Origin of the sequence: Streptomyces sp. NBC_00057 (assembly GCF_045041165.1) — a bacterium.
In the GTDB taxonomy this organism is placed as follows: Bacteria; Actinomycetota; Actinomycetes; order Streptomycetales; family Streptomycetaceae; genus Streptomyces.
This window is the reverse complement of the sequence record NZ_CP108256.1, coordinates 2,947,045-2,968,914: the sequence shown is the minus strand read 5'-3', so window position 1 is coordinate 2,968,914 and position 21,870 is coordinate 2,947,045. Positions and strand designations below refer to the sequence as shown.

17 protein-coding genes and 2 pseudogenes are annotated in these 21,870 nt (G+C 69.7%); 15 read left to right on the top strand and 4 right to left on the bottom strand.

The genetic code is table 11. The annotated features are described in order from the left end of the window. Positions 1–31: 31 nt before the first annotated feature. From OG953_RS13650 to OG953_RS13635, 4 genes are read left to right on the top strand one after another with little or no spacing between them, the layout of a single operon-like run. A complete protein-coding gene (locus OG953_RS13650) occupies positions 32–970 on the top strand; it encodes a dihydrodipicolinate synthase family protein (protein ID WP_405684425.1) in 939 nt (312 codons plus the stop codon). Continuing rightward, positions 963–2,165: an NAD(P)/FAD-dependent oxidoreductase gene (locus OG953_RS13645; protein WP_405684424.1), complete on the top strand. Its 1,203-nt coding sequence runs from the start codon at positions 963–965 to the stop codon at positions 2,163–2,165. Before OG953_RS13650 ends, OG953_RS13645 begins: the two co-directional genes overlap by 8 nt. Next, entirely contained in the window at positions 2,162–2,452 is a 291-nt protein-coding gene (locus tag OG953_RS13640; protein WP_405684422.1) for a (2Fe-2S)-binding protein, read from the top strand. Before OG953_RS13645 ends, OG953_RS13640 begins: the two co-directional genes overlap by 4 nt. After that, a complete protein-coding gene (locus OG953_RS13635) occupies positions 2,452–3,921 on the top strand; it encodes an FAD-dependent oxidoreductase (protein WP_405684421.1) in 1,470 nt (489 codons plus the stop codon). The genes OG953_RS13640 and OG953_RS13635 overlap by 1 nt, the downstream gene beginning before the upstream one ends. A gap of 600 nt (positions 3,922–4,521) precedes the next feature. Here OG953_RS13635 and OG953_RS13630 read toward each other — a convergent pair. Together OG953_RS13630 and OG953_RS13625 are read right to left on the bottom strand one after the other, a co-directional pair. Beyond that, positions 4,522–6,396 (bottom strand): ABC transporter ATP-binding protein, encoded by a 1,875-nt coding sequence (locus OG953_RS13630; protein ID WP_405684420.1) that lies wholly within the window; start codon positions 6,394–6,396, stop codon positions 4,522–4,524. Next, entirely contained in the window at positions 6,393–8,264 is a 1,872-nt protein-coding gene (locus OG953_RS13625) for an ABC transporter ATP-binding protein (RefSeq protein ID WP_405684419.1), read from the bottom strand. Before OG953_RS13625 ends, OG953_RS13630 begins: the two co-directional genes overlap by 4 nt. Positions 8,265–8,449: 185 nt before the next feature. Between OG953_RS13625 and OG953_RS13620 the strand changes: the two genes are divergently transcribed. From OG953_RS13620 to OG953_RS13605, 4 genes are read left to right on the top strand one after another with little or no spacing between them, the layout of a single operon-like run. Next, the gene (locus tag OG953_RS13620) at positions 8,450–9,352 is read left to right on the top strand and encodes an ABC transporter ATP-binding protein (RefSeq protein WP_405684418.1); all 903 of its coding nucleotides are present in this window, start codon (positions 8,450–8,452) and stop codon (positions 9,350–9,352) included. 3 nt (positions 9,353–9,355) lie between these two features. Next, positions 9,356–10,132 carry an ABC transporter permease gene (locus tag OG953_RS13615; protein ID WP_405684417.1) on the top strand — a complete coding sequence of 259 codons (777 nt, stop codon included), beginning with the start codon at positions 9,356–9,358 and terminating at the stop codon, positions 10,130–10,132. A gap of 38 nt (positions 10,133–10,170) precedes the next feature. Then, positions 10,171–11,445 (top strand): sensor histidine kinase, encoded by a 1,275-nt coding sequence (locus OG953_RS13610; protein ID WP_405684416.1) that lies wholly within the window; start codon positions 10,171–10,173, stop codon positions 11,443–11,445. Positions 11,446–11,464: 19 nt separating this feature from the next. Further along, positions 11,465–12,115 (top strand): response regulator, encoded by a 651-nt coding sequence (locus tag OG953_RS13605; protein WP_405684415.1) that lies wholly within the window; start codon positions 11,465–11,467, stop codon positions 12,113–12,115. 187 nt (positions 12,116–12,302) lie between these two features. Here OG953_RS13605 and glgX read toward each other — a convergent pair. Further along, positions 12,303–14,528: pseudogene (gene glgX, locus OG953_RS13600) on the bottom strand (glycogen debranching protein GlgX); the annotation flags it as partial. Between the two features lie 153 nt (positions 14,529–14,681). On the opposite strand from glgX, the pseudogene OG953_RS13595 reads away from it, so the two are divergent. The 6 genes and pseudogenes from OG953_RS13595 to OG953_RS13570 form a co-directional block, all read left to right on the top strand. After that, positions 14,682–15,119 (top strand): annotated as a pseudogene (locus tag OG953_RS13595) (Ig-like domain-containing protein); the annotation flags it as partial. 421 nt (positions 15,120–15,540) lie between these two features. Next, complete coding sequence (locus OG953_RS13590) at positions 15,541–16,794, top strand: Ig-like domain-containing protein (protein WP_405684413.1); 1,254 nt, start codon at positions 15,541–15,543, stop codon at positions 16,792–16,794. A gap of 87 nt (positions 16,795–16,881) precedes the next feature. Next, positions 16,882–17,649 (top strand): enoyl-CoA hydratase/isomerase family protein, encoded by a 768-nt coding sequence (locus OG953_RS13585; RefSeq protein ID WP_405684412.1) that lies wholly within the window; start codon positions 16,882–16,884, stop codon positions 17,647–17,649. 251 nt (positions 17,650–17,900) lie between these two features. Continuing rightward, positions 17,901–18,416, top strand: coding sequence for an ATP-binding protein (locus OG953_RS13580; protein WP_405684411.1), 516 nt, complete (start codon positions 17,901–17,903; stop codon positions 18,414–18,416). Positions 18,417–18,779: 363 nt separating this feature from the next. Further along, positions 18,780–19,601 carry a polysaccharide deacetylase family protein gene (locus OG953_RS13575; protein WP_405684410.1) on the top strand — a complete coding sequence of 274 codons (822 nt, stop codon included), beginning with the start codon at positions 18,780–18,782 and terminating at the stop codon, positions 19,599–19,601. Further along, complete coding sequence (locus OG953_RS13570; RefSeq protein ID WP_405684409.1) at positions 19,601–20,758, top strand: beta-propeller fold lactonase family protein; 1,158 nt, start codon at positions 19,601–19,603, stop codon at positions 20,756–20,758. Before OG953_RS13575 ends, OG953_RS13570 begins: the two co-directional genes overlap by 1 nt. Before the next feature lie 48 nt (positions 20,759–20,806). Here the strand turns inward: OG953_RS13570 and OG953_RS13565 are convergent, their stop codons facing one another. After that, a complete protein-coding gene (locus tag OG953_RS13565) occupies positions 20,807–21,445 on the bottom strand; it encodes a GNAT family N-acetyltransferase (protein WP_405684408.1) in 639 nt (212 codons plus the stop codon). 166 nt (positions 21,446–21,611) lie between these two features. Between OG953_RS13565 and OG953_RS13560 the strand changes: the two genes are divergently transcribed. After that, entirely contained in the window at positions 21,612–21,827 is a 216-nt protein-coding gene (locus tag OG953_RS13560; RefSeq protein WP_405684407.1) for an EF-hand domain-containing protein, read from the top strand. The last annotated feature ends 43 nt before the right edge of the window (positions 21,828–21,870 follow it).

The window sequence follows — 21,870 nt, the reverse complement described above, 5'->3', positions numbered from 1 at the left end:
CACAGCCGGACGACCGGCGATTGGAGCAGACATGGATCGCAACACCGTCAACTGGCGCGGCTACATCCCCGCCATCACCACACCGTTCACCCGCGAGGGCGCGCTCGACATCGACGCCTTGCACCGGCAGATGGCCTGGCTCGTCAACGAGGGCATCCAGGGCGCGATCCTGGCCGGCACCAGCGGCGAGTGGTTCTCCCTGTCCACGAAGGAGCGCGCGGAGCTGTTCGCGGCGGGCGCCGAACACCGGAGCGGCGCCTTCCCGGTCCTCGGCGCCTGCAACGCTTTCACTCCACACGAGGCGATCACCCACGCCCGCGCGGCACAGGCGGCGGGCCTCGACGGCATCCTCCTTACCCCGCCCCCCTACATCGTGCCCAACAGGAAGGAGATCGTTGCGTTCTACCGGGCGGTGAGCGATGCCACCGACATCCCGATGACCGTGTACAACTGGCCGCGCGGCTGCGTCGTGGACATGGACGTGGAACTGCTGGCCGAACTCGCGCAGATCGAGAATGTCGTCGCCATCAAGAACTCGACGGGAGACTTCGCGAGCTTCCTCGCCGGGATGTACGCGCTGGAGAGCGAGGTACGGTACTTCGGTCTGCCCACCAACGCGCTCGGCGCCGACCTTGCGATGCTCGGCCACGGCGACGGCCTGATGGGAACGGGCGGCATCCTCGGCCGTGACCAGGCCGACTTCTGGAACGCCGTCGACGCCGGGGACCGAGAGCGCGCGGTCCAGCTGGGCAGGAGGGACCGCGTGTACATGGACGCGTGGTTCCGTCCCGACTACGGCGTGCAGTTCGGCAACCAGCAGGCGATCATCAAGACCGCACTGCGGCTGCGCGGCATCCCCGCGGGATTCGTGCGGGCGCCGCTCCTCGATCTCACGCCGGACGAGGTCGCCCGCGTCGAGGCGACCCTGCACGAGCTCGGTATCGAGACGGTCTCCCTCGCCGATGACTGAGCAGTACGACGTCGTAGTCGTCGGCGGCGGCCTGCTCGGCTGCCTCACGGCGTGGATGGCTGCCCGCGACGGGGCGGACGTGCTCCTGGTCGACAAGGACCAGGTGAACCAGCACGCCTCGGGCCAGAACGCGGGGAGCCTGCACTTCCAGCTCGAATACCGGATGGTCGAGGCGGGCCGGGAGGCCGCGCGCGTCGCGGCGGAGGCGATGCCGCTGCACCTCGACGCTGCCGGGATGTGGGCGCGTATGGAGGACGAGATCGGAGAGCCGCTCGGCGTGCGCCAGACGGGCGGGCTCATGGTCGCCGAGAACTCCGGCCAGGTCGGGATGCTCGAGTTCAAGGCGGAGCTGGAACGCTCCTGGGGCCTCGACGTGCGCACGCTCGATCGCACCGAGCTCGACGACGTCGCACCGTACCTCTCACGGGACATCGTCGCAGCCAACCTCAGCACACTGGAAGGAAAGGCGGACGCCCGTATCGCCGCTCCCGCGGTCGGACGCGCGGCCATCGCGGCCGGCGCGACCGTGCGTGCACGCTCCCGCCTCGTCGGCGCGCATCGCGCGGCGACCGGATGGGAAGTCACCCTCCGGGAGACGGACCGCGCGGGAGGCGAACGGGACCGCACCGTCCGGACCGCAGCAGTCGTGCTCGCCGCCGGCGTATGGACGACCGAGCTCGGCCGGGTTTTCGACGCCCAGCTCCCCACCGTCCCCCTCGCCCTCACGATGACCGTCACCTCGAAGGTCCCCAAGTTCATCCCCCACCTCGTCCAGCACGCAGGCGCGCGCCTGTCGCTCAAGCAGTCGCTCGACAACACGGTCCTCATCGGCGGCGGGTGGCCGGCACGACTGATGAGGGACGTGCACGGCGTCCCGGAATTCGACCGCAAGCACCAGTTGATCCCGCAGTCGATCGCCGGCAACGCGCGCGCGGCCGTGAACACCGTTCCCGCGCTGGAACGGGTCCCCGCCCTGCGCAGTTGGGTCGGCGCGACCACGGTGGCCCCCGACCAACTGCCTCTCGTCGGCGCGGTCAAGGGCGCGCCGGGGGTGTTCGTCGCCACCGGCGGATCGGCCTTCACCCTCGGGCCGAGCTTCGCGCGGGTGCTGACCGGCCTCATCGCCGGGCGCTCGCCCGATATCGACCTCGCACCCTACGACCCGGCCCGCTTTGCGGAAGGGAGCGCCCCATGACCACAGACGGATCCTGGCGTCACACCGCGCAAGAACGCGGCGACGCCGTGACAATCTCCGTGGACGGCGAGCCGGTTCGCGCGCGTACGGGCGACACGGTGGCTGCGGCGATGCTCGCCGCAGGGGCCGCGTTCGAACGAGACCGCATCGGAGCTCCGCGGGCGCCGCTGTGCAACATGGGGACGTGCTTCGAGTGCGCCGCCACGGTCGACGGTCGGCTGCTGACTCGCACCTGCCTCACCCCGGCGCGCGAGGGCATGGTCATCAAGACGTCAGGGAGGCTGTGATGTTTGATCTCGCGATCATAGGCGCGGGTCCGGCGGGCATGTCGGCGGCTCTCACCGCCGCCGATCACGGCCTGACAGTGGTCGTCATCGACGAGCAGCAGCGAGCGGGCGGACAGATCTTCCGTCAGCCGCCCGAGACCTTCACCGGAAGCGTCCTGCACCCCACCGCCGGCTACGGCTGGGCCACCGAGCTCATTCGGCGCTTCGAGGCGGACCCGCGGCTGACGACGGAGTTCGGCTGGTCGGCGATCGGCGTGCTGCACGACGACGCAGAGCCGGATGGGCTGTGCGTGGCGATCAATCACCCGGAACACGGCACTCGCGTGATCGGCGTGCGTCGGTTGCTGATCGCCACCGGCGCCTACGACCTTCCCGTCGCCTTCCCCGGCTGGATGCTGCCCGGCGTCATGACCGCCGGCGGTGTCCAGACCCTCGTCAAGGCGCAGAAGATCGCACCCGTCGGCGACGTCGTGCTGGCCGGGGCGCATCCGCTGCTGCTGCTCGTGGCCGACCTGCTCATCCGCGACGGCGTTTCCGTGCGCGAGGTCGCGTTCGCCCAGAGCATCCCGACGCCGGTGGACATGCTCCGCGCCCTCGGCGCCGTACCCGGTCATCTACGGATGCTCGCAGAGACGGGCGCGATCCTGGCGCGGCTGGTGCGCAAGGGCGTTCGGGTCTCGTCCCGGACCATCGTGACGGCCGCCCAAGGCACGGAACACGTGTCCCGGATCGAGCTTGCCAGGGTCGACCGGCGGTGGAAGGTGACAGGCGCACCCCGCGAGGTCGCTGCATCGCACCTCGTGCTCGGGTACGGCTTCTCCGCATCGACGGAGCTCGCCCGTCAGATCGGATGCGAACTCGTGTTTGATTCGCCGCGGGGTGGCTGGGTGGTTGCACACGACGAACGACTGCAGACATCCGTCCCCGGGGTGTTCGTCGCCGGCGAGCCCACGGGCGTCGCAGGCGCCGACCAGTCCCGCGCCGAGGGCACGCTCGCGGGTCTCGGGATCGCCGCGAGCCTCGGACGTGCCGTGTCGGCCGCGGCCTTCGCCGAAGCAGAACGTGGCATCCACGCATCGACACGATTCTCCACTGTTGTGCAAAACATGTTCGAACCGGTCCGTGGCGCGCTCGGAGACCTGGCGACGCGAGAAACCACCGTCTGCCGATGCGAACTGGTCACACGCGGCGAACTCGACGACTTCCTCGAATCGTCACCGTTCGTCAGCAACGTCAACGCCGTCAAGCTCTCCTGCCGGACGGGCATGGGCCCCTGTCAGGGACGCTACTGTGAGAGCAGCGTCGGCACGGTCCTCGCATCGGCACGCGAGCAGACGATTGGGCTCGGCGGACGCTTCTCCGCCCACCTGCCGATCAAACCTGTGCCCGTCGGAGACCTCCGGGACCTCGACGCGGTCACCGAGCAGCCCGCATCGGACGACTCGGATACAGGTCGCTCGGCGTTGTGACGGCCGGTGGACGCCCGGACCGGCCGGGCCGGTCCCGCGACTTGACGATGACGGCCCGGAGTCGTCGCGCGTCGAATCCCGGATGTGCGCATCCACTGCGCGTGGAGCGCCGACAGTGCGCATCAAGTCCTGGGCCCTGCACCGCTGTAGGGAGCGCGACTTCGTGAGCACTGGCTTCTGCGGATACGTCGGAATCCGCGGGTGATGAGCAGCGCTCGTGTCGGCTGATCCTGAGCAGAACTCCGTGTCCGGACGTTTTTGGCAGTCACCGTGAGTAGCGACCCTTGGGATCTGAGAGCCGGCGGGAACGGACGACTCGACCTCGGCGGCTTGGCGATGGACGGGTTACCCACTGAGGACGCTGCCTTGCTCGCTCGGGTTGGCGGTGTGAGCTGCCCCGAGCGCTGACAGCACCGGCATCGCCGAACTCCGCGGCAAGTGGCGCCCAGCCCTGCCGCATGGTGGCGCGGATCGACGGCAAGGTACGCATCGGCGCTGGTCGCGAGATCCATTGCGCACTCGGACCGGGATGTGCGCATCGAGTGCGCATCCTCAGCCGACATTGCGCGTCGACTCGCGGATCCTGGACTCAGCTCCCCGTCACGCCAGGCTCTCCCGCCACGCCCGGTGGAGCCCGGCGAAGCGGCCCGTGCCGCCGATGAGTTCGGACGGGGCGCCGTCCTCCACGATGCGCCCGTGCTCCATCACCAGGACCCGGTCCGCGATCTCCACGGTCGACAGGCGGTGCGCGATCACGACCGCGGTGCGGCCGTGCAGCACCGTGTCCATGGCCCGCTGCACCGCCCGCTCGCCGGGGATGTCCAGGGAGCTCGTCGCCTCGTCGAGGATCAGCACCGCCGGGTTCGCCAGCAGGGCCCGTGCGAACGCCACCAACTGGCGCTGACCGGCCGAGATCCGGCCGCCCCTCTTGCGTACGTCCGTGTCGTATCCCTCGGGCAGTTGGGCGATGAAATCGTGTGCGCCGATCGCCTTGGCGGCCTGCTCGATCTCCTCACGGGTCGCGTCAGGGCTGCCGATCGCGATGTTCTCGGCGACGGTCCCGGAGAACAGGAACGCCTCCTGGGTCACCATCACCACACCCCGCCGCAGCTCGGGCACGGCCAGATCCCGCAGATCGGTCCCGTCCAGCAGCACCCGGCCGTCGGTCGGGTCGTAGAAGCGGGCCAGCAGCTTGGCGAGCGTCGACTTGCCGGCGCCCGTCGAACCGACCACGGCCACGGTCTGGCCGGCCGGGACCGTCAGATCGAAGCGGGGCAGCACCTCGCCGCCCGTCCGGTAGGCGAACCGCACCGAGTCGAAGACGACCTCGCGGCCCGGGTGATCACCCGTGAGGGCGGGCAGCTCCCGCGGATCCGACGTCTCGGGGACGGAAGGGGTCTGGTCGAGCAGCCCCGCGATCTTCTCCAGCGAAGCCGCGGCCGACTGGTAGGAGTTGAGGAACATGCCGAGCCGGTCGATCGGGTCGTACAGCCGGCGCAGATAGAGCACGGCCGCAGCCAGCACACCGAGTGCCAGGGTGCCCGAAGCCACGCGGTACGCACCCCACAGCACGATCCCGGCGACCGCCGTGTTGGCGACCAGCCGGGATCCGACGACATAGCGTGCCATCTCCAGCATCGCGCCGCCGTTCTTCCAGGCGTGTGCGCTGTTGAGGTCCTCGAAGTGCTTGTCGTTGATGCGCTCGCGGCGGAAGGCCTGGACGGGACGGATGCCGTTCATCGACTCGGCGAACTTCACGATGACCGCGGCGATCGCCGTCGACCGCGCCGCGTAGAGCACCCTGGCCCGCTGCTGGTAGAGCCGTACCAACAGATACAGGGGCACGAAGGAGAGCACCGCGACCGCGCCGAGACCGAAGTCCAGCCAGAGCAGCACCAGCGAGATGGACACGAAGGACAGGACGATGCCGATCAGCTCCTGGAGCCCCTCGCTGAGCAGTTCCCGCAGCGACTCCACATCCGTGGTGGAACGGGAGATCAGCCGGCCCGAGGTGTAGCGCTCATGGAAGTCCACGCTCAGCGCCTGTGCATGGCGAAAGATCCGCCCGCGCAGATCGAGCAGCACGTCCTGGTTGATCCGGGCGGAGGCCCGGATGAACGCGTACTGCATGCCCCCTGCGGCCGCCGAGCACAGCGCGTATCCCACGGCCACCGCGATCAGCGGCCCGTAGTCCTTGTCCCGGAAGGCGGGCACACCGCTGTCGATGGCGTAGGCGACGAGCAGCGGGCCCGCCTGCACCGCCGCCTGCTGGATCAGCAGCAACAGCGCGGACACCATCACCCGGCCCCGGTGCGGCCGGAGCAGCGACATCAGCAGTGTGCGGGTCGCACCACGGGGCGTGGGCAGATCGTCCCGGTCGAACTGATCACCGGCGCCGTCGGAGGGGGACGGGCCCTCGGGCTTCTTCCGCGCATCGCGCCGGTCGGCGGGCCCGGTCGTCGTCGTACTCGTCATCGGGTGCGGCCCTTCTCGGCAGGGACGTCCGGCACAAGGCGGTCCTCGTCGGACGGGTCGGGGAAGGCGTCTTCGGCAATGGCACCTTCCTGTGCGCTTGTGGCGCCGGACATCAGCCAGGCGTACTCCGCGCTGCCGCGCAGCAGTTCCTGATGGGTGCCGACAGCGGTGATCCGGCCCTCCGACAGCAGCGCCACCCGGTCCGCCAGCATCACGGTGGACGGACGGTGCGCGACGACGATCGCCGTCGTCTCCTCGAGCACTTGCCGCAGGGCGGCCTCCACCAGCGCCTCCGTGTGCACATCCAGGGCGGAGAGCGGATCGTCGAGCACCAGGAATCGTGGCCGGCCGACCACGGCGCGGGCCAGCGCGAGCCGCTGCCGCTGTCCGCCGGAGAGACTGAGCCCCTGCTCGCCGACCTGGGTGTCGATGCCCTCGGGCAGGTCGTACACGAAGTCGGCCTGCGCGACCGCGAGTGCCCGCCGCAGCTCTTCCTCCCCGGCGCCTTCGGCGCCCATCAGCACGTTCTCCCCGACGCTCGCCGAGAAGAGCGTCGGCTCCTCGAACGCCACGGACACCAGTTCGCGTAGCTCCTGCCGGGGCATGGCGGTGATGTCCCTGCCGTCCAGCGTGATCCGCCCCGCGGTCGCCTCGTGCAGCCGCGGCACGAGCGCGGTGAGCGTCGTCTTCCCGGAACCCGTGGCCCCGACCAGGGCCATCGTCTCGCCGGGGCGGATGCGCAGATCGATCCGGGACAGTACGGGTACGGAGCCGGCCTCGGCGTCGGGGTAGCGGAACTCCACACCCTCGAAGACCATTTCGCCCTGACCGGCCGTGTCCTTCGGCGCGCGGCCGTCGGCGGCGGCCGTGTCGTCCTCCTCGGCCACATCCATCACTTCGAAGAACCGCTCGGTCGCCGTCGCCGACTCCTGGCTCATCGCCAGCAGGAAGCCGATCGACTCGATCGGCCACCGCAGCGCGAGCGCCGTGGAGAGGAAGGCGACCAGCGTGCCCGCCGAGAGCCCGCCGTCCGCGACCTGGACCGTGCCGAGGACCAGCGCCGCCCCGATGGCCAGCTCGGGGATCGTGGTGATGGCGGCCCAGATGCCCGCGAGCAGGCGGGCCTTGCCCAGCTCCGTGCTTCGAAGCCGCTGCGAGAGGGCACGGAACGCGAGGGCCTGGCTGCGGTGCCGGCCGAAGCCCTTGATGATGCGGATGCCGAGCACGCTCTCCTCGACGACCGTCGTCAGATCGCCGACCTGATCCTGCGCCTTGCGCGCCACGAGCGAGTACTTCGTCTCGAAGACCGAGCAGAGAATCACCAACGGGACCACCGGGGCGAGCAGCACCAGTCCCAGCGTCCACTGCTGCATCAGCAGAATGATGAAACCGATCAGGATCGTCGTTCCGTTGACCAGCAGGAAGGTCAGCGGAAAAGCCAGGAACATGCGCACCAGCATCAGGTCCGTGGTCCCGCGCGAGAGCAACTGCCCCGACGGCCAACGGTCGTGGAACGCCACCGGCAGCCGCTGCAGATGCCGGTACAGGTCGGCCCGCATCGCCGCCTCGACCCCCGCCAGCGGCCGGGCCACCATCCACCGCCGCACCCCGAAGAGCGCGGCCTCGGCGAGGCCCAGCACCAGCAGATACAGCGCGCCGAGCCAGACGCCACCCGGGTCGCGGCCCGCCACCGGACCGTCGACGATCCACTTCAGTACGAGAGGGATCACCAGACCGATACAGGAAGCGACTACCGCGACCAGAGCTGCGCCGAACAGGCGCTTTCGTACCGGCTTCACATAGGGCCACAACCGCAGCAGAGAGCGCACGGTGGACCGGTCCTTGGGCTCTACATGTTCTTCGGGCATCACAGGCGAGCCTACGGTTCACCACTGACATCGCTCATGTGGTTTTTCGGCCGTCCGGCGGTGACGGAGCCTCATGACCGGCCCTGCGAACCGCTGGTCGTACCCCGTATCAACCGATCGGCCGATGCTGCTTCGAGCGCGATGGACGATGGCGCGCCGGTCCCCGCGACACGATTCTCGTAGGCATGGCAATCATCGAAGTGAACGGGGTGCACAAGGCCTACGCCGGGCGCCCCGTCGTGGACGGAGTGAGTTTCGCCGTCGACGAGGGGGAGATCTTCGGGATCCTCGGACCCAACGGTGCGGGCAAGACCACCACCGTCGAGTGCGTCGAGGGACTGCGGGTTCCCGACGCCGGCACGGTCCGCGTGGCCGGTCTCGACCCCGTCGCCGACCACGACCGGGTGACCCGGCTGCTCGGCGCCCAGCTCCAGGAGAGCGAGCTGCAGCCCAAGCTCACCGTGGCCGAGGCGCTGGAGCTGTACAGCGCCTTCTACCCGGACCCGGCCGACTGGCGTGCGCTGGCCGAACGGCTCGGTCTGCACACCAAGTACGACACCAGGTTCGCCAAACTGTCCGGCGGCCAGAAGCAGCGGCTGTCCATCGCGCTCGCCCTGGTCGGCAACCCGCGGGTCGTGGTCCTCGACGAGCTGACCACGGGTCTGGACCCGCGGGCCCGCCGGGACACCTGGAAGCTGATCGAGGACGTACGCGACAGCGGCGTGACGGTCCTTCTGGTCACCCACTTCATGGAAGAGGCCAGCCGGCTCTGCGACCGTGTCGCCGTGATCGACAAGGGAAAGGTCGTCGCCCTCGACACCCCGTCCGGCCTGATCAGCGGGGCCGGCAGCGCCACGGTCATCTCCTTCACGCCTTCACAGCCGCTCGACGACACCGAACTGGGCCTGCTGCCCGGGGCGGTCTCCGTCGAACAGAACGACGGCCGGATCGTCATCAACGGCACCGACGAGACGGTCAACGCGGTGATCTCGCTGCTGGCCCGCCACCGCATCACCGCACACCAGCTCCGCGTCACCGAGGCAACGCTGGACGATGCCTTCCTCGACCTCACAGAACAGGCGGCCTGAGATATGACCACCGCGAACCCGGCCAAGGCGATGGACGCACCCACCCCATGGGCAGCGGTACTCAGGACCGAGACACGGCTCTTCCTCCGCGAGCCCGGCAGCCTGTTCTGGATCCTCGTCTTCCCGACCGCGCTGCTGACGATCCTCGGCCTGATCCCGTCCTTCCGGGACCCCGACGACGCACTCGGTGGCCGCCGCGTCGTCGATCTGTACGTACCGGTGTCGGTGCTGCTCGCCATGATCATGGCCGGACTGCAGGCCATGCCGCCCGTCCTCACCGGCTACCGCGAGCGCGGGATCCTGCGTCGCATGTCGACCACTCCGGTACGGCCGGCCGCCCTGCTCACCGCGCAGATCGCGCTGCACGGCGCCGCGGCCCTGGGCTCCGCCGCGCTGGTGATGGCCGTCGGCCGGACCGTCTTCGACGTCACGCTGCCCGGACAGCCCTTCGGTTATGTCCTGGCGCTGCTCCTGGCGACGGCGAGCGTCCTCGCACTCGGCGCACTGCTCTGTGCGCTCTCGCGCACCACCAAGGCCTCCGCCGCCATCGGCTCGGTCGTCTACCTCGTGATGATGTTCACCGCCGGGGTCTGGATCCCGGTGCAGACCATGCCCGACACTCTCCGGCGCATCGTCGAGGTCACCCCGTTCGGCGCGGCCTCCCAGGCGCTGGACCGGGCGGCGTCCGGCGGCTGGCCCGGCTGGGCCCAGTTGGGCGTGATGGCGCTGTGGGCGGCCCTGGCGACCCTGCTCGCGACCCGACTGTTCCGATGGGAGTGACCGTTCCGGGGGAGACTTCACCCATGGATACGGGGGACATGACAAAGGCGAGCACCACCGGACCGACGACGGTCGTGCAGTTGGGGGAACGGTTCTTCCGGTACGGGCCGTACGGTCTGCTCGGCCTGGGCACCGCGGTCTCGGCCGTGAGCGCCGACCTCATCATGTCCCGCACGGACGTGTACGTCACCGCGGTGCTGGTCCCGGTGGCGCTCGTCCTCCAGCTCTGGTGGGGGCGGGTCCGGCCGAGTGTTCCCCCGAAGTCGCGGGCGGCGCAGTTCTACTTCGTCGCCCGCATGTTGCTCGCCTTCGCACTGACCTGGTGCAACTCGTTCTTCTCCATATTCGCGGTTCTCGGCTACTTCGACGCCGGCCGACTGCTTCCGCACCGGGCCGTCAGAGCCGGGCTGCTGGCCACCGCCGTCATCATGGCGGGCTCGCAGTGCGGCAGCGGCCTGCCGCCGGTCTCCCTCATGAACTGGATCGCCTTCGGCATCCTCCTCGCCCTGCACGCCACCCTCACCATGGTGTTCGCCCAGATCGGCGACCGGGAGGCCGAGCACGCCCGCACCCAGGTCGACACCATCGCCGAACTGGAGTCCGCCAACGCCCGCCTCGAACAGGCCCTCGCAGAAAACGCCGGCCTGCACGCCCAACTCCTCGTCCAGGCCCGCGAAGCGGGCGTCGCCGACGAGCGGCGCCGACTGGCCGCCGAGATCCACGACACTCTCGCGCAAGGTCTGACCGGCATCATCGCCCAGCTCCAGGTGGTGACCTCGATCGCCGACACCGACCCGGCGCTGGCCCGGCAGCACCTTGATCGCGCCGCCGCCCTCGCCCGGCACAGCCTGGGGGAGGCGCGCCGCTCGGTACACGATCTGGTCCCCGCCGCACTGGAGCACGACGACCTTCCCGGCGCGCTGAAGAAGACGGTCGCCGGCTGGGCCGAACGCCACGGGGTCCGGGCCGAGTTCACCGTTACCGGTACCGTCGAGCCGCTCCACGACGAGATAGCCGCCACCTTGCTCCGTATCGCCGAGGAGGCCCTCGCCAACGCCGGCCGCCATGCCGGGGCGTCGCGGGTCGGCATCACCCTGTCCTTCATGGGCGACGAACTGACCCTGGACGTACGGGACGACGGCCGCGGCTTCGACCCGGCCGCCCTGCCGCCGTACAGCGGCGCGGGCGGTTTCGGGCTCGGCGGCATGCGGGCCCGCGCCGAACGCATCGCGGGCACCGTAGAGGTGGAGACGGAGCCGGGCCGCGGCACGGCGGTCTGCGCCCGGGTGCCACTGGTTCAGGACGGCCGATGACCAGTACGGTTGGCCTGCCATGGTTGAGGATTCCGCACGCGTCATCACGCTCGTCGTCGTCGACGACCACCCCGTCGTACGGGACGGTCTGCGCGGCATGTTCGATTCGGCCCCCGACTTCCGGGTCCTCGGGGAGGCGTCGAACGGGGTGGAGGGCGTCGACCTCGTGGCCCGGCTCGACCCCGATGTCGTCCTGATGGATCTGCGGATGCCGGGCGGCGGCGGAGTCGCCGCCATCGCCGAACTGACCGGGCGCGGCGCCCGGTCCAAGGTGCTCGTCCTGACCACGTACGACACCGACTCCGACACTCTCCCCGCGATCGAGGCCGGCGCGACCGGCTATCTGCTCAAGGACGCGCCCCGCGACGAGCTGTTCAGCGCCGTCCGCGCCGCCGCCGACGGCCGCACCGTGCTTTCGCCCGCCGTCGCCTCCCGCCTGATCTCACGAGTGCGCACCCCGGCGGCGCAGGGTAACGAGTCGCTGTCGGGCCGTGAGCGCGAGGTGCTCGAACTCGTCGCGAAGGGCACCTCGAACCGTGAGATAGCCGCCGAGCTGTTCATCAGCGAGGCCACGGTGAAGACCCACCTCACCCATATCTTCGCCAAGCTGGGCGCCAAGGACCGGGCCGCCGCCGTCGCGGTCGGCTACGACCGGGGCATCCTCGGCTGACCCTCACTCCCTGACCCTCACTCCCTTAGACCGACCGGCAAATGGGGGGCGGCGTCGCAGGGCTGGGCACGCACATCTGCGGCGTTGTCGTCAATCACCAACGCTCCGCGTTGGCTCAATCCTCCGCCTTGCAGCTGCACGCACCCAGCCCCGCTCCTTCTCCCACCCCCCATTTGCCGGTCGGTCTTACCCGCAGCAGCAGCACCGACCTGGCCGGTACGGTCAGCAGCCCGCCGCTCCGGTGGACGGTGCCGGGTGCCACGGCCTGGTCCTCCCGCGAGGTGTCCAGGACCAGTTCGTAACTCTGCGCCCACGGCGGCCCGGGAAGCCGGAAGTCGCTCGGCCGGTGGTCCGCGTGCAGGATCGCCAGAAAGCTGTCGTCCGTGACCTGTTCGCCGCGCGCGTCCCGGCCGGGGATGTCGCGTCCGGAGAGATAGAGCCCGACCGTCGCCGCCGGTGCGTACCAGTCCTCCTCCGTCATCTCCTCCCCCTGCCGGGTGAACCACGCCAGGTCCCGCAGCCCGTCCGCCGCCTGCGCCCGTCCGGAGAAGAAGGCGCGGCGGCGCAGCACCGGGTGGGTGCGGCGCAGGGTGAGCACCCGGGAGGTCAGCTCGGTCAGCGCCCGCCATCCGGGCTGGTCGAGCAGGGACCAGTCCAGCCAGCTGACGTCGTTGTCCTGGCAGTACGCGTTGTTGTTGCCGCCCTGCGTACGGCCCATCTCGTCGCCCGCGACCAGCATCGGCACACCCGTCGACAGCAGCAGTGTGGTGAGCAGATTGCGCAGCTGACGGCGGCGCAGCGCGTTGACCGCGGGGTCGTCGCTCTCGCCCTCGGCGCCGCAGTTCCAGGCCCGGTTGTCCGAGGTGCCGTCCCGGTTGCCTTCGCCGTTGGCCTCGTTGTGCTTCTGCTCGTAACTGACCAGATCGCGCAGGGTGAAGCCGTCGTGCGCGGTGACGAAGTTGACCGAGGCGTACGGGCGCCGGCCGCCCCACGCGTACAGATCGCTGGATCCGGTCAGCCGGTAGCCGAGATCCCGTACGTCGGGCAGGGTGCCGCGCCAGAAGTCCCGTACGGCGTCCCGGTAGCGGTCGTTCCACTCGGTCCACAGCGGGGGGAAGGCGCCCACCTGGTAGCCGCCGTTGCCGACGTCCCACGGCTCGGCGATCAGCTTCACCCGGCGCAGCACCGGGTCCTGGGCGATCACCGCGAGGAAGGGGGAGAGCATGTCGACGTCGTGCATCGAGCGGGCCAGAGCGGCCGCCAGATCGAAGCGGAAGCCGTCGACGCCCATCTCCGTGACCCAGTAGCGCAGCGAGTCCGTGATCAGCCGCAGGACGTGCGGCTGGACGACATGCAGGGTGTTGCCGCAGCCGGTGTAGTCCGCGTACCTGCGGGCGTCGGACTGGAGGCGGTAGTAGCCCCGGTTGTCGATGCCGCGCAGCGACAGCATGGGACCCAGCTCGCTCGCCTCCGCCGTGTGGTTGTAGACCACATCGAGGATCACCTCGATCCCGGCGTCGTGCAGGGCCCGCACCATCCGTTTGAACTCGCCGACCTGCTGGCCCGCGGTCCCGCTCGCCGAGTAGTCGGCGTGCGGGGCGAAGTAGCCGATGGAGTTGTAGCCCCAGTAGTTGTGCAGGCCGCGCCGGAGCAGATGGTCCTCGTGGGCGAACTGATGCACCGGCAGCAGTTCCACCGCCGTAACCCCGAGCCGCTGCAGATGGCCGATGGCCGCCGGGTGGGCGAGACCGGCGTACGTGCCCCGCAGCTCCTCGGGGATTTCGGGGTGCAGCTTGGTGAAGCCGCGTACATGCAGCTCGTAGATGACGGAGTCCGCCCACGGGGTCTTGGGCCGGCGGTCCTGCGCCCAGTCGTCGTCGTCATGGACCACGACACCCTTCGGTACGTACGGAGCGGAGTCCCGTTCGTCGCGCACGGTGTCGGCGACCTGCTGGTGCGGCCAGTCCCTCACATGGCCGTACACCTCGGCCGGGAGGGTGAACGAGCCGTCCACGGCCCGTGCGTACGGATCGAGGAGCAGCTTCGCCGCGTTCCAGCGGGCACCGGTCCAGGGGTCCCAGCGGCCGTGCACCCGGTAGCCATACCGCTGACCCGGCCGCACGCCCGGCACGAAGCCGTGCCAGACCTCATGGGTCAGCTCGGTCAGCACAAGGCGTGTCTCGCTCCCGTCCTCGTCGAAGAGGCAGAGCTCGACGGCCTCCGCGCCGCCCGCCCAGAGCGCGAAATTGGTGCCCGCCACCCCGTCGGGGCCCACCCGGAAGCGGGCCCCGAGCGGCATCGGGGCGCCGGGCCACACGGCGGGCGGCCGCCTCGGCACGGCCTCCCGCGTACTCTCCGGCACGGTCTTCGCCCCTGTCTCCGGCACTGCCTCCTGCTCTGCTGCGCTCGACACCTGCTCGCCTCCCGCGGCTCGTGGGGACCGGCACCGAAAGGGAGCGCGCGGCGTCCCGGCCGCGGCTCCCCGAGTGTGGTCCTCCCCTCTGTTCTGCCCACGCGGGGGCCCGCACTCACGTTTCCCCCGACCGGCCTCCGTCGTTGGGGGGACGTGAACCACGTAGCGAAGAGGGTGGTGGCGAGCTCGGTCACCGTGCTGACATGGGCAGGACTGCTCGCCGTGCCGGCCGTAGTGAGTGGCTGCACCGATGCCGGATCCATCTTCAGCGGGAAGGCACGCTCCCCACAGGAAGCGATCCTGATCACCCCGTTGGACGGGGCGAAGAACATCGGCCCGGACGGCCGGACGGAGGTGAAGGTCCCCGACGGGCGGCTGGAGGGCGTCAAGGTGACGCGGATCGAGGACGCGCGGCGGCAGGAGGTGCCGGGCCGGATCGCGCATGACGGTCTCTCCTGGACGCCCCGGGAGAAGACGGGCCGGCTCGGGCTCGCCTCCGAGTACAGCGTCGACGCGGTCGCCCTGGACGGCGCCGGGAACCGCTCGGCCCGTCACACCGCCTTCACCACGGCGGTCCCCGAACACCGCTTCTGGCAGCAGCGACACCCCGGCCGCCCGGTTCTTCGACCGGACACTCATCGGCGATGTGATCGAGGTCGTCAACTCCAAGGACAAGCAGGTGGCACCGGACAACGGGCTCGGAGGCCGGAATGTGAACCGGACCCGGTGGAAGGCCGGCTCGGCCCTCCGCTGAGGCCCCGTCGGATCCCCCAGGGCCTGTCCGGCGGATCAGGACACGGACAGGCCGGCCGGCCCCGCCGCACCCGTACCGCGTGTCACCTGGTGAAGTCCCGGGACAAGTTGCGACTGAACGGTGACATCCGCGGGGTCATCTTCCCGGGATCGGTGTGATTATCTTTCGCTGAGCGCGCATGTGCAGCGCGCGGGGGCGGGGGCCTGCGGGCTCCCAGGGTCTTGGCGGGGCCAGGCCGTGTGAGGGGAGACGAGCACATTGAACGGGCAGCCGATATCGGGGACATCGGCCGGGGCGAACAGCGGGCGGCGCGGGCGAGGTGCCACCGGACTGCTGGCTCTGGTACTGGGTGCGCTGCTGTTGCTGGTGACGGCGTGCGGCGGGGGAGGCGACGCCGGGAGCGCAGGCAAGGACCGCAAGGGCGGGTCGAAGGTCGGCGACACCACCGCCTCGCAGGCCGTGGTGACCATTGCGCCGAAGGACGGAGCGGACTCCGTCGCCACCAGCGGGGCACTGAAGATCTCCGCCGAGCAGGGGAAGCTGACCACGGTGAAGGTCGCCGACCCCAAGGGCACCGAGGTCGAGGGGAAGATCGCGGCGGACGGCACGAGCTGGACACCGGACCAGCATCTGGCCGCGGCGACCAAGTACAAGGTCCACGCGGTCGCCAAGGACGCGAAGGGCCGTGAGTCGGCGAAGGACACCAGCTTCACGACGCTGGTCCCGCAGAACACCTTCATCGGGCAGTACACCCCGGAGGACGGTTCCACGGTCGGTGTCGGCATGCCCGTCTCGATCCACTTCACCCGTGGCATCACCGACCCGGCAGCGGTCGAGAACGCCATCGAGGTGACGGCCGAGCCTGCCGTACCGATCGAGGGCCACTGGTTCGGCAACGACCGCCTCGACTTCCGCCCCGAGGAGTACTGGGCCGCCGGAACCAAGGTGACCGTGAAGCTCAACCTCGACGGCGTCGAGGGGCGACCGGGCGTCTACGGCAAGCAGGCCAAGACGATCTCCTTCACCATCGGCCGCCGACAGATCAGCACCGTCGACGCGAGCACGCACCGGATGAAGGTCGTCCGCGACGGCAAGCAGATCAAGGACATTCCGATCTCGGCGGGTGCCCCGGCGACCACCACGTACAACGGCCAGATGGTCATCAGCGAGAAGCTCAAGGTGACCCGGATGAACGGTGACACCGTCGGCTTCGGCGGCGAGTACGACATCAAGGACGTGCCGCACGCGATGCGCCTGTCCACCTCGGGCACCTTCATCCACGGCAACTACTGGGGCGCCTCCGGCGTCTTCGGTACGACCAACACCAGCCATGGCTGCGTCGGTCTCCAGGACGTGCGTGGTGCCTGGAGCAAGAAGACCTCGGCGGCCTGGTTCTTCGACAACTCGCTCATCGGCGACGTTGTGGTCGTGAAGAAGTCGCAGGACAGGACGATCCAGCCGGACAACGGCCTCAACGGCTGGAACATGTCCTGGTCGGAGTGGACCAAGTAGCTCGCGTCGTACGGAAAGCGAGTGGGCCCGGTGCTGTGACCAACAGCACCGGGCCCACTCGCGTCAGCCCCGGTTAACCTGCCTCTCATGACCGCAACCCTCGAAGCAAGTGACGGCGTCGGCACGATCCTGCTGGACCGTCCGCCCATGAACGCCCTGGATGTCGCCACCCAGGACCGGCTGCGTGAACTCGCCGAAGAGGCGACCCGGCGCGACGATGTGCGTGCCGTGGTCCTCTACGGCGGCGAGAAGGTGTTCGCGGCGGGCGCGGACATCAAGGAGATGCAGGCGATGGACCACACGGCGATGGTCGTACGGTCCAAGGCGCTGCAGGACTCCTTCACCGCGGTGGCCCGGATCCCCAAGCCCGTCGTCGCCGCAGTCACCGGGTACGCGCTGGGCGGCGGCTGCGAGCTGGCGCTCTGTGCCGACTTCCGGATCGCCGCCGACAACGCCAGGCTGGGCCAGCCCGAGATCCTGCTCGGACTGATCCCCGGAGCGGGCGGCACCCAGCGCCTCGCCCGGCTGATCGGCCCCTCCCGGGCCAAGGACCTGATCTTCACCGGCCGCCATGTGAAGGCCGAGGAGGCCCTGACGATCGGTCTGGTGGACCGCGTGGTGCCCGCCGCCGAGGTGTACGAGCAGGCGCACGCCTGGGCTGCCGAGCTGGCGAAGGGGCCGGCCCTCGCGCTGCGCGCCGCCAAGGAATCCGTCGACGCCGGCCTGGAGACGGACATCGACACCGGGCTCACGATCGAACGGAACTGGTTCGCCGGTCTGTTCGCCACCGAGGACCGGGAGCGCGGTATGCGCAGCTTTGTGGAAGAGGGTCCGGGCAAGGCCAAGTTCCTCTGACCGAACGCAAGTTGGGCACAGAGTGGCGCGGGTTCATCCGTGCGGGCGGATTGGCTGGGCCTTGAGAGAACCTTGAGGCCCAGTTGCCCGAAGGGGCTGGCGACCTCGCTCGGAGGCGTTATCTGTGCAGGTCAGAGTGGGTGTGTCGGGCTGCATTCTGCCAATGGCATATGCCTACCGACTTCCCCGGAATGATGTATTCCGGGGTGCGGATTCCTTTGGAACGGCCCCGGAGCGCTCGCCCAGCGGCCATGATGGTGTGCATGGCGGGCCTGGAGGGTGTGGAACAGCCGCGACCGCGCAGCGGCGCGACAGCGGCACGCTGGATGCCGACAGTCGATGACGAACGGGCGTTCAAAGCGCTGGAGTTGTTCGGGAACCCGGCGGAGGATGAAGTCCGGCTGCCGTCCCGCCCGGAGTCCGCTGCCACCGCCCGAAGGCTCACCTCGTGTGTGGTGCTGCGCCAGTGGGCGCTCTCCCCGCATGTCGCCGAATACGCCGTGCTGCTCGTCTCGGAGCTCGTCGGCAATGCGGTACGGCATACCGGCGCCCGGGTTTTCGGGCTGAGGATGCTGCGCCGTCGCGGCTGGATCCGGATCGAGGTGCGCGACCCCTCGCGTGGGCTGCCGTGCCTGATGCCCGTCCAGGAGATGGACATCAGCGGCCGGGGGCTTTTCCTCGTCGACAAGCTCTCCGACCGGTGGGGCGTGGATCTGCTGCCGCGCGGCAAGACCACCTGGTTCGAGATGCGGATCTCCGACCGCTGATCCCCGGCGGGCTCGTGCCCGGATGCACAGAAGCCCCCGGTCTGCCGTGGTGCGGCGCTTCGGGGGCTTCTGTGTGGGGGCCGTGAACTGGGGGGGGGGTGTGTTCACGGCCGCTTGCGACGACCGAGCTCGGGTCAATGCGGTCGTGTCACCGACTATGGCAGACGGGCGACCTTGCCGCCAAAGGTGCAAACAGGGCATTAGTGTCCATAGTGCGACATTCTTCAGGTGAATCGCAGGTGTGATGGGTCACTTGCCTGGAAAAGCATGAATATTTATGAGATTCAGCGATTGATTCATTCGCGTCACCCGGATATCCAAATATCGCCATTCTTTGCGCATTTTGCCCCTACTGTTCTTCGCATGAACGCCTCCGACACACCGGTGCACCGCCGCAGCGCTCTGCGTGCGGGAGCAGGGGCCGCCATCGCCGGTGCCCTCATCGCCGGATGCGCGGACCGCGGCGACGCCGCCGGTACGTCGGCCAGGACCGTCCCGACCGCAGTGAGCCCGAAGAACCCCGTCACCGCGACCACCCGGCCCGCGGCCCCGCACCCCGCGCCCGCCCCGCACCGCTTCCCCGGGCAGCCGGTCCAGATCGACCACGGCCCCCGCGACCGCGCCCGCGTCGCCCTCACCTTCCACGGCCAGGGCGACCCCGCCATCGCCCGGACCGTACTCGCCGAGGCCGAACGGGCCCACGCCCGGATCACCGTCCTCGCCGTCGGCAGCTGGCTCGACGAACACCCCGAGATGGCCCGACGCATCCTCGACGGCGGCCACGACCTCGGCAACCACACCCAGCGCCACATCGACATCTCCTCGATGGGCGAGGCCGAGGCGTACGCGGAGATCACCGGCTGCGCCCAGCGGCTGCGCCGGCTCACCGGCTCCATCGGCACCTGGTTCAGGCCCTCCCGCACCCGGTACGCCACCCCGCTCGTCCAGCGGCTCGCCGCCAGGGCGGGCTACCCGCACGTCCTCTCGTACGACGTGGACTCCCTCGACTTCACCTCGCCCGGCGCCGCGGCCGTCACCCGCAAGGTGGCCGGGGAGATCCGCAACGGATCGGTGGTGAGCCTGCATTTCGGCTACGCGGACACGGTCGCCGCCCTGCCTGTCCTCCTCACCGAAATCGACCGCCGCCGACTGCGCGCGGTGACGACCACGGAGCTGCTGACCTGATGCCTCACCCCACCAAGCTCACCGCGGCCCTGCTCGGGGGCGTCCTGCTGGCGGTCCTCACCGGCTGCGGCACTTCCGCCGAGAAGCGGAACGCCGAGGCCGCCACGCCGTCCGGCAGAGCGAAGCCCGCGCTGCCCGGCATGCCACCGGTGCTCGACGCCAAGGACGTCTACGCGGCCGACCGGCCGGGGAAGCTCTCCCCGGTCGTCAAGGACTTCCCGTCCCGGGTGTACGTCCCCAACACCAACTCCGACACGGTGTCGGTGATCGATCCCGCGACGTACAAGGTCATCAAGACCATCAAGGTCGGCCGCCAGCCGCAGCACGTCGTCCCGTCCTGGGACCTGAAGACCCTCTGGGTCAACAACGACATCGGTGACAGCCTCACGGCCATCGATGCGGCCACCGGGAAGGTGAGCCGCACGGTGCCCGTCTCCGACCCGTACAACCTCTACTTCACACCGGACGGCAAGTACGCCGTGGTGATGGCCTCGATGGACCGCCAATTGGTCTTCCGTGACGCCCACACCATGAAGACGGCCAAGGCCGTCCCGGTCAGCTGCGCGGGTGTCAACCATGCCGACTTCTCCATGGACGGCCGGTACTTCATCGTCTCCTGCGAGTTCTCCGGCGAACTCCTCAAGGTCGACACGGCGCAGATGAAGGTCGTCGGCCGGCAGAAGCTGCCGTTCAAAGGCGCGATGCCGCAGGACGTGAAGCTGTCACCCGACGGCGGTACGTTCTACATCGCGGACATGATCGCCAACGGGGTGTGGGTGCTGGACGGGAAGAAGTTCACCACCCCGAAGCTGCTGCCCACCGGCAAGGGTGCCCACGGCCTCTACATCAGCCGCGACTCCAAGGAGATGTACATCTCCAACCGGGGCGAGGGCTCCATCTCCGTCTTCGACTTCGCACAGCGCAAACTGGCGAAGAAATGGCGCCTGCCGAACGGCGGCAGCCCCGACATGGGCGGAGTCTCGGCAAACGGCAAGGTCCTCTGGTTGAGCGGGCGTTACAACTCCGAGGTGTACGCGATCGACACCGCCAGCGGCAAACAGCTCGCCCGGATCCCGGTGGGCAGCGGCCCGCACGGACTCGCCGTCTACCCGCAGCCGGGCCGCTACTCACTCGGCCACACCGGCGTCTTCCGCTGACGGTCCGGCGTCAGCCACGAGCCGTGACCCAGCTCACCCGCTGAACACTCACCCCGCGACCAACAGGGCCTCCGAGCCCACCGGCCGGTAGCCCGCCGCCTGGAACGTCCGCACACTGCGGGCGTTCCCCGGCGACTGCTGCGCCCACACCACCGCGTCCGGCACCAGATGCCGGGCCGCCCGCGCCAGCCGTTCCCCCAGCCGCCGGCCGCGCGCCTCCTCGGCCACCTCGACCGCGGTCTCCCAGCGCCCCGCGACTCCCCGGCCGAGGATCACCACACCGCCGTCGGCGGACCAGACCCGCACCTCGTCGCGGTACTTCATCGCCCGCGCCACCCGAGGGTGCTCCGGGTCCTCGATCTCCCGCAGCGCGATCTCCGGCTCGCCCGGCAGCGCGTCCGCGACCGTCAGCAGATCGATGGTGTTCATGTGCCGGCCGCTCCGGGCCAGCAGCGCGCTCAGGAAGTACGGATTCATCGTCGCGGCGAGCTCGTCACCGGGGGTGGCGGCCAGCACGGCCCGCACCCACCGCGGATCCTCGTCGGTGAACACCACCGAGTGCGCGGTGAACGCCAGCACTCCCGCGTCCCGGGCGCCCGGCTGCCCCACCACCGTCGTGGACCCGTCCGGCGGGGGAAACCGTCCGTGCGCCGCAGCCGCCAGGATCTTTGCCAGTGTGTCGTCCATCAGCGTGCCGCTCCCCGGTCCCGAACGCGGTCCGCCGGGCGGCGGACACCCCATCCATGATCGACTACCGGCCGCTGCGACCGCCATCCGTCGCGCCCGTTAATCTGAGCCCCGTCAGTCAGACATTTGGTCGGGCATCGGTCAGGCATTACGAAGGGGCGAAACTGTGGCGGACATCGAGTCGGCACGCAAGGCGTTCGAACGGTTCGATATGAACGGCGACGGGCTGATATCGGCTGCCGAGTACAAGAGCGCAATGGCTCAGCTCGGCGACCACTACGTCACCGAGCTGGTGGCCCAGGCCGTCATCAACTCGCACGACGCCAATGGCGACGGGCTGCTCACGTTCGACGAGTTCTGGGCGGCGCAGAACAAGGCCTGATGGCCGGGAGGACCCCCGGCCTACGGGCCGGGGGCCGCCGACC

What these genes read in the sequence shown, in the direction of transcription:
- OG953_RS13650 (WP_405684425.1), top strand. Translation starts at nt 32, where the DNA reads ATGGATCGCAACACCGTCAACTGGCGCGGCTACATCCCCGCCATCACC.
- OG953_RS13645 (WP_405684424.1), top strand. Translation starts at nt 963, where the DNA reads ATGACTGAGCAGTACGACGTCGTAGTCGTCGGCGGCGGCCTGCTCGGC.
- OG953_RS13640 (WP_405684422.1), top strand. Translation starts at nt 2,162, where the DNA reads ATGACCACAGACGGATCCTGGCGTCACACCGCGCAAGAACGCGGCGAC.
- OG953_RS13635 (WP_405684421.1), top strand. Translation starts at nt 2,452, where the DNA reads ATGTTTGATCTCGCGATCATAGGCGCGGGTCCGGCGGGCATGTCGGCG.
- OG953_RS13630 (WP_405684420.1), bottom strand. Translation starts at nt 6,396, where the DNA reads ATGACGAGTACGACGACGACCGGGCCCGCCGACCGGCGCGATGCGCGG.
- OG953_RS13625 (WP_405684419.1), bottom strand. Translation starts at nt 8,264, where the DNA reads ATGCCCGAAGAACATGTAGAGCCCAAGGACCGGTCCACCGTGCGCTCT.
- OG953_RS13620 (WP_405684418.1), top strand. Translation starts at nt 8,450, where the DNA reads ATGGCAATCATCGAAGTGAACGGGGTGCACAAGGCCTACGCCGGGCGC.
- OG953_RS13615 (WP_405684417.1), top strand. Translation starts at nt 9,356, where the DNA reads ATGACCACCGCGAACCCGGCCAAGGCGATGGACGCACCCACCCCATGG.
- OG953_RS13610 (WP_405684416.1), top strand. Translation starts at nt 10,171, where the DNA reads ATGACAAAGGCGAGCACCACCGGACCGACGACGGTCGTGCAGTTGGGG.
- OG953_RS13605 (WP_405684415.1), top strand. Translation starts at nt 11,465, where the DNA reads ATGGTTGAGGATTCCGCACGCGTCATCACGCTCGTCGTCGTCGACGAC.
- OG953_RS13585 (WP_405684412.1), top strand. Translation starts at nt 16,882, where the DNA reads ATGACCGCAACCCTCGAAGCAAGTGACGGCGTCGGCACGATCCTGCTG.
- OG953_RS13580 (WP_405684411.1), top strand. Translation starts at nt 17,901, where the DNA reads ATGATGGTGTGCATGGCGGGCCTGGAGGGTGTGGAACAGCCGCGACCG.
- OG953_RS13575 (WP_405684410.1), top strand. Translation starts at nt 18,780, where the DNA reads ATGAACGCCTCCGACACACCGGTGCACCGCCGCAGCGCTCTGCGTGCG.
- OG953_RS13570 (WP_405684409.1), top strand. Translation starts at nt 19,601, where the DNA reads ATGCCTCACCCCACCAAGCTCACCGCGGCCCTGCTCGGGGGCGTCCTG.
- OG953_RS13565 (WP_405684408.1), bottom strand. Translation starts at nt 21,445, where the DNA reads ATGGACGACACACTGGCAAAGATCCTGGCGGCTGCGGCGCACGGACGG.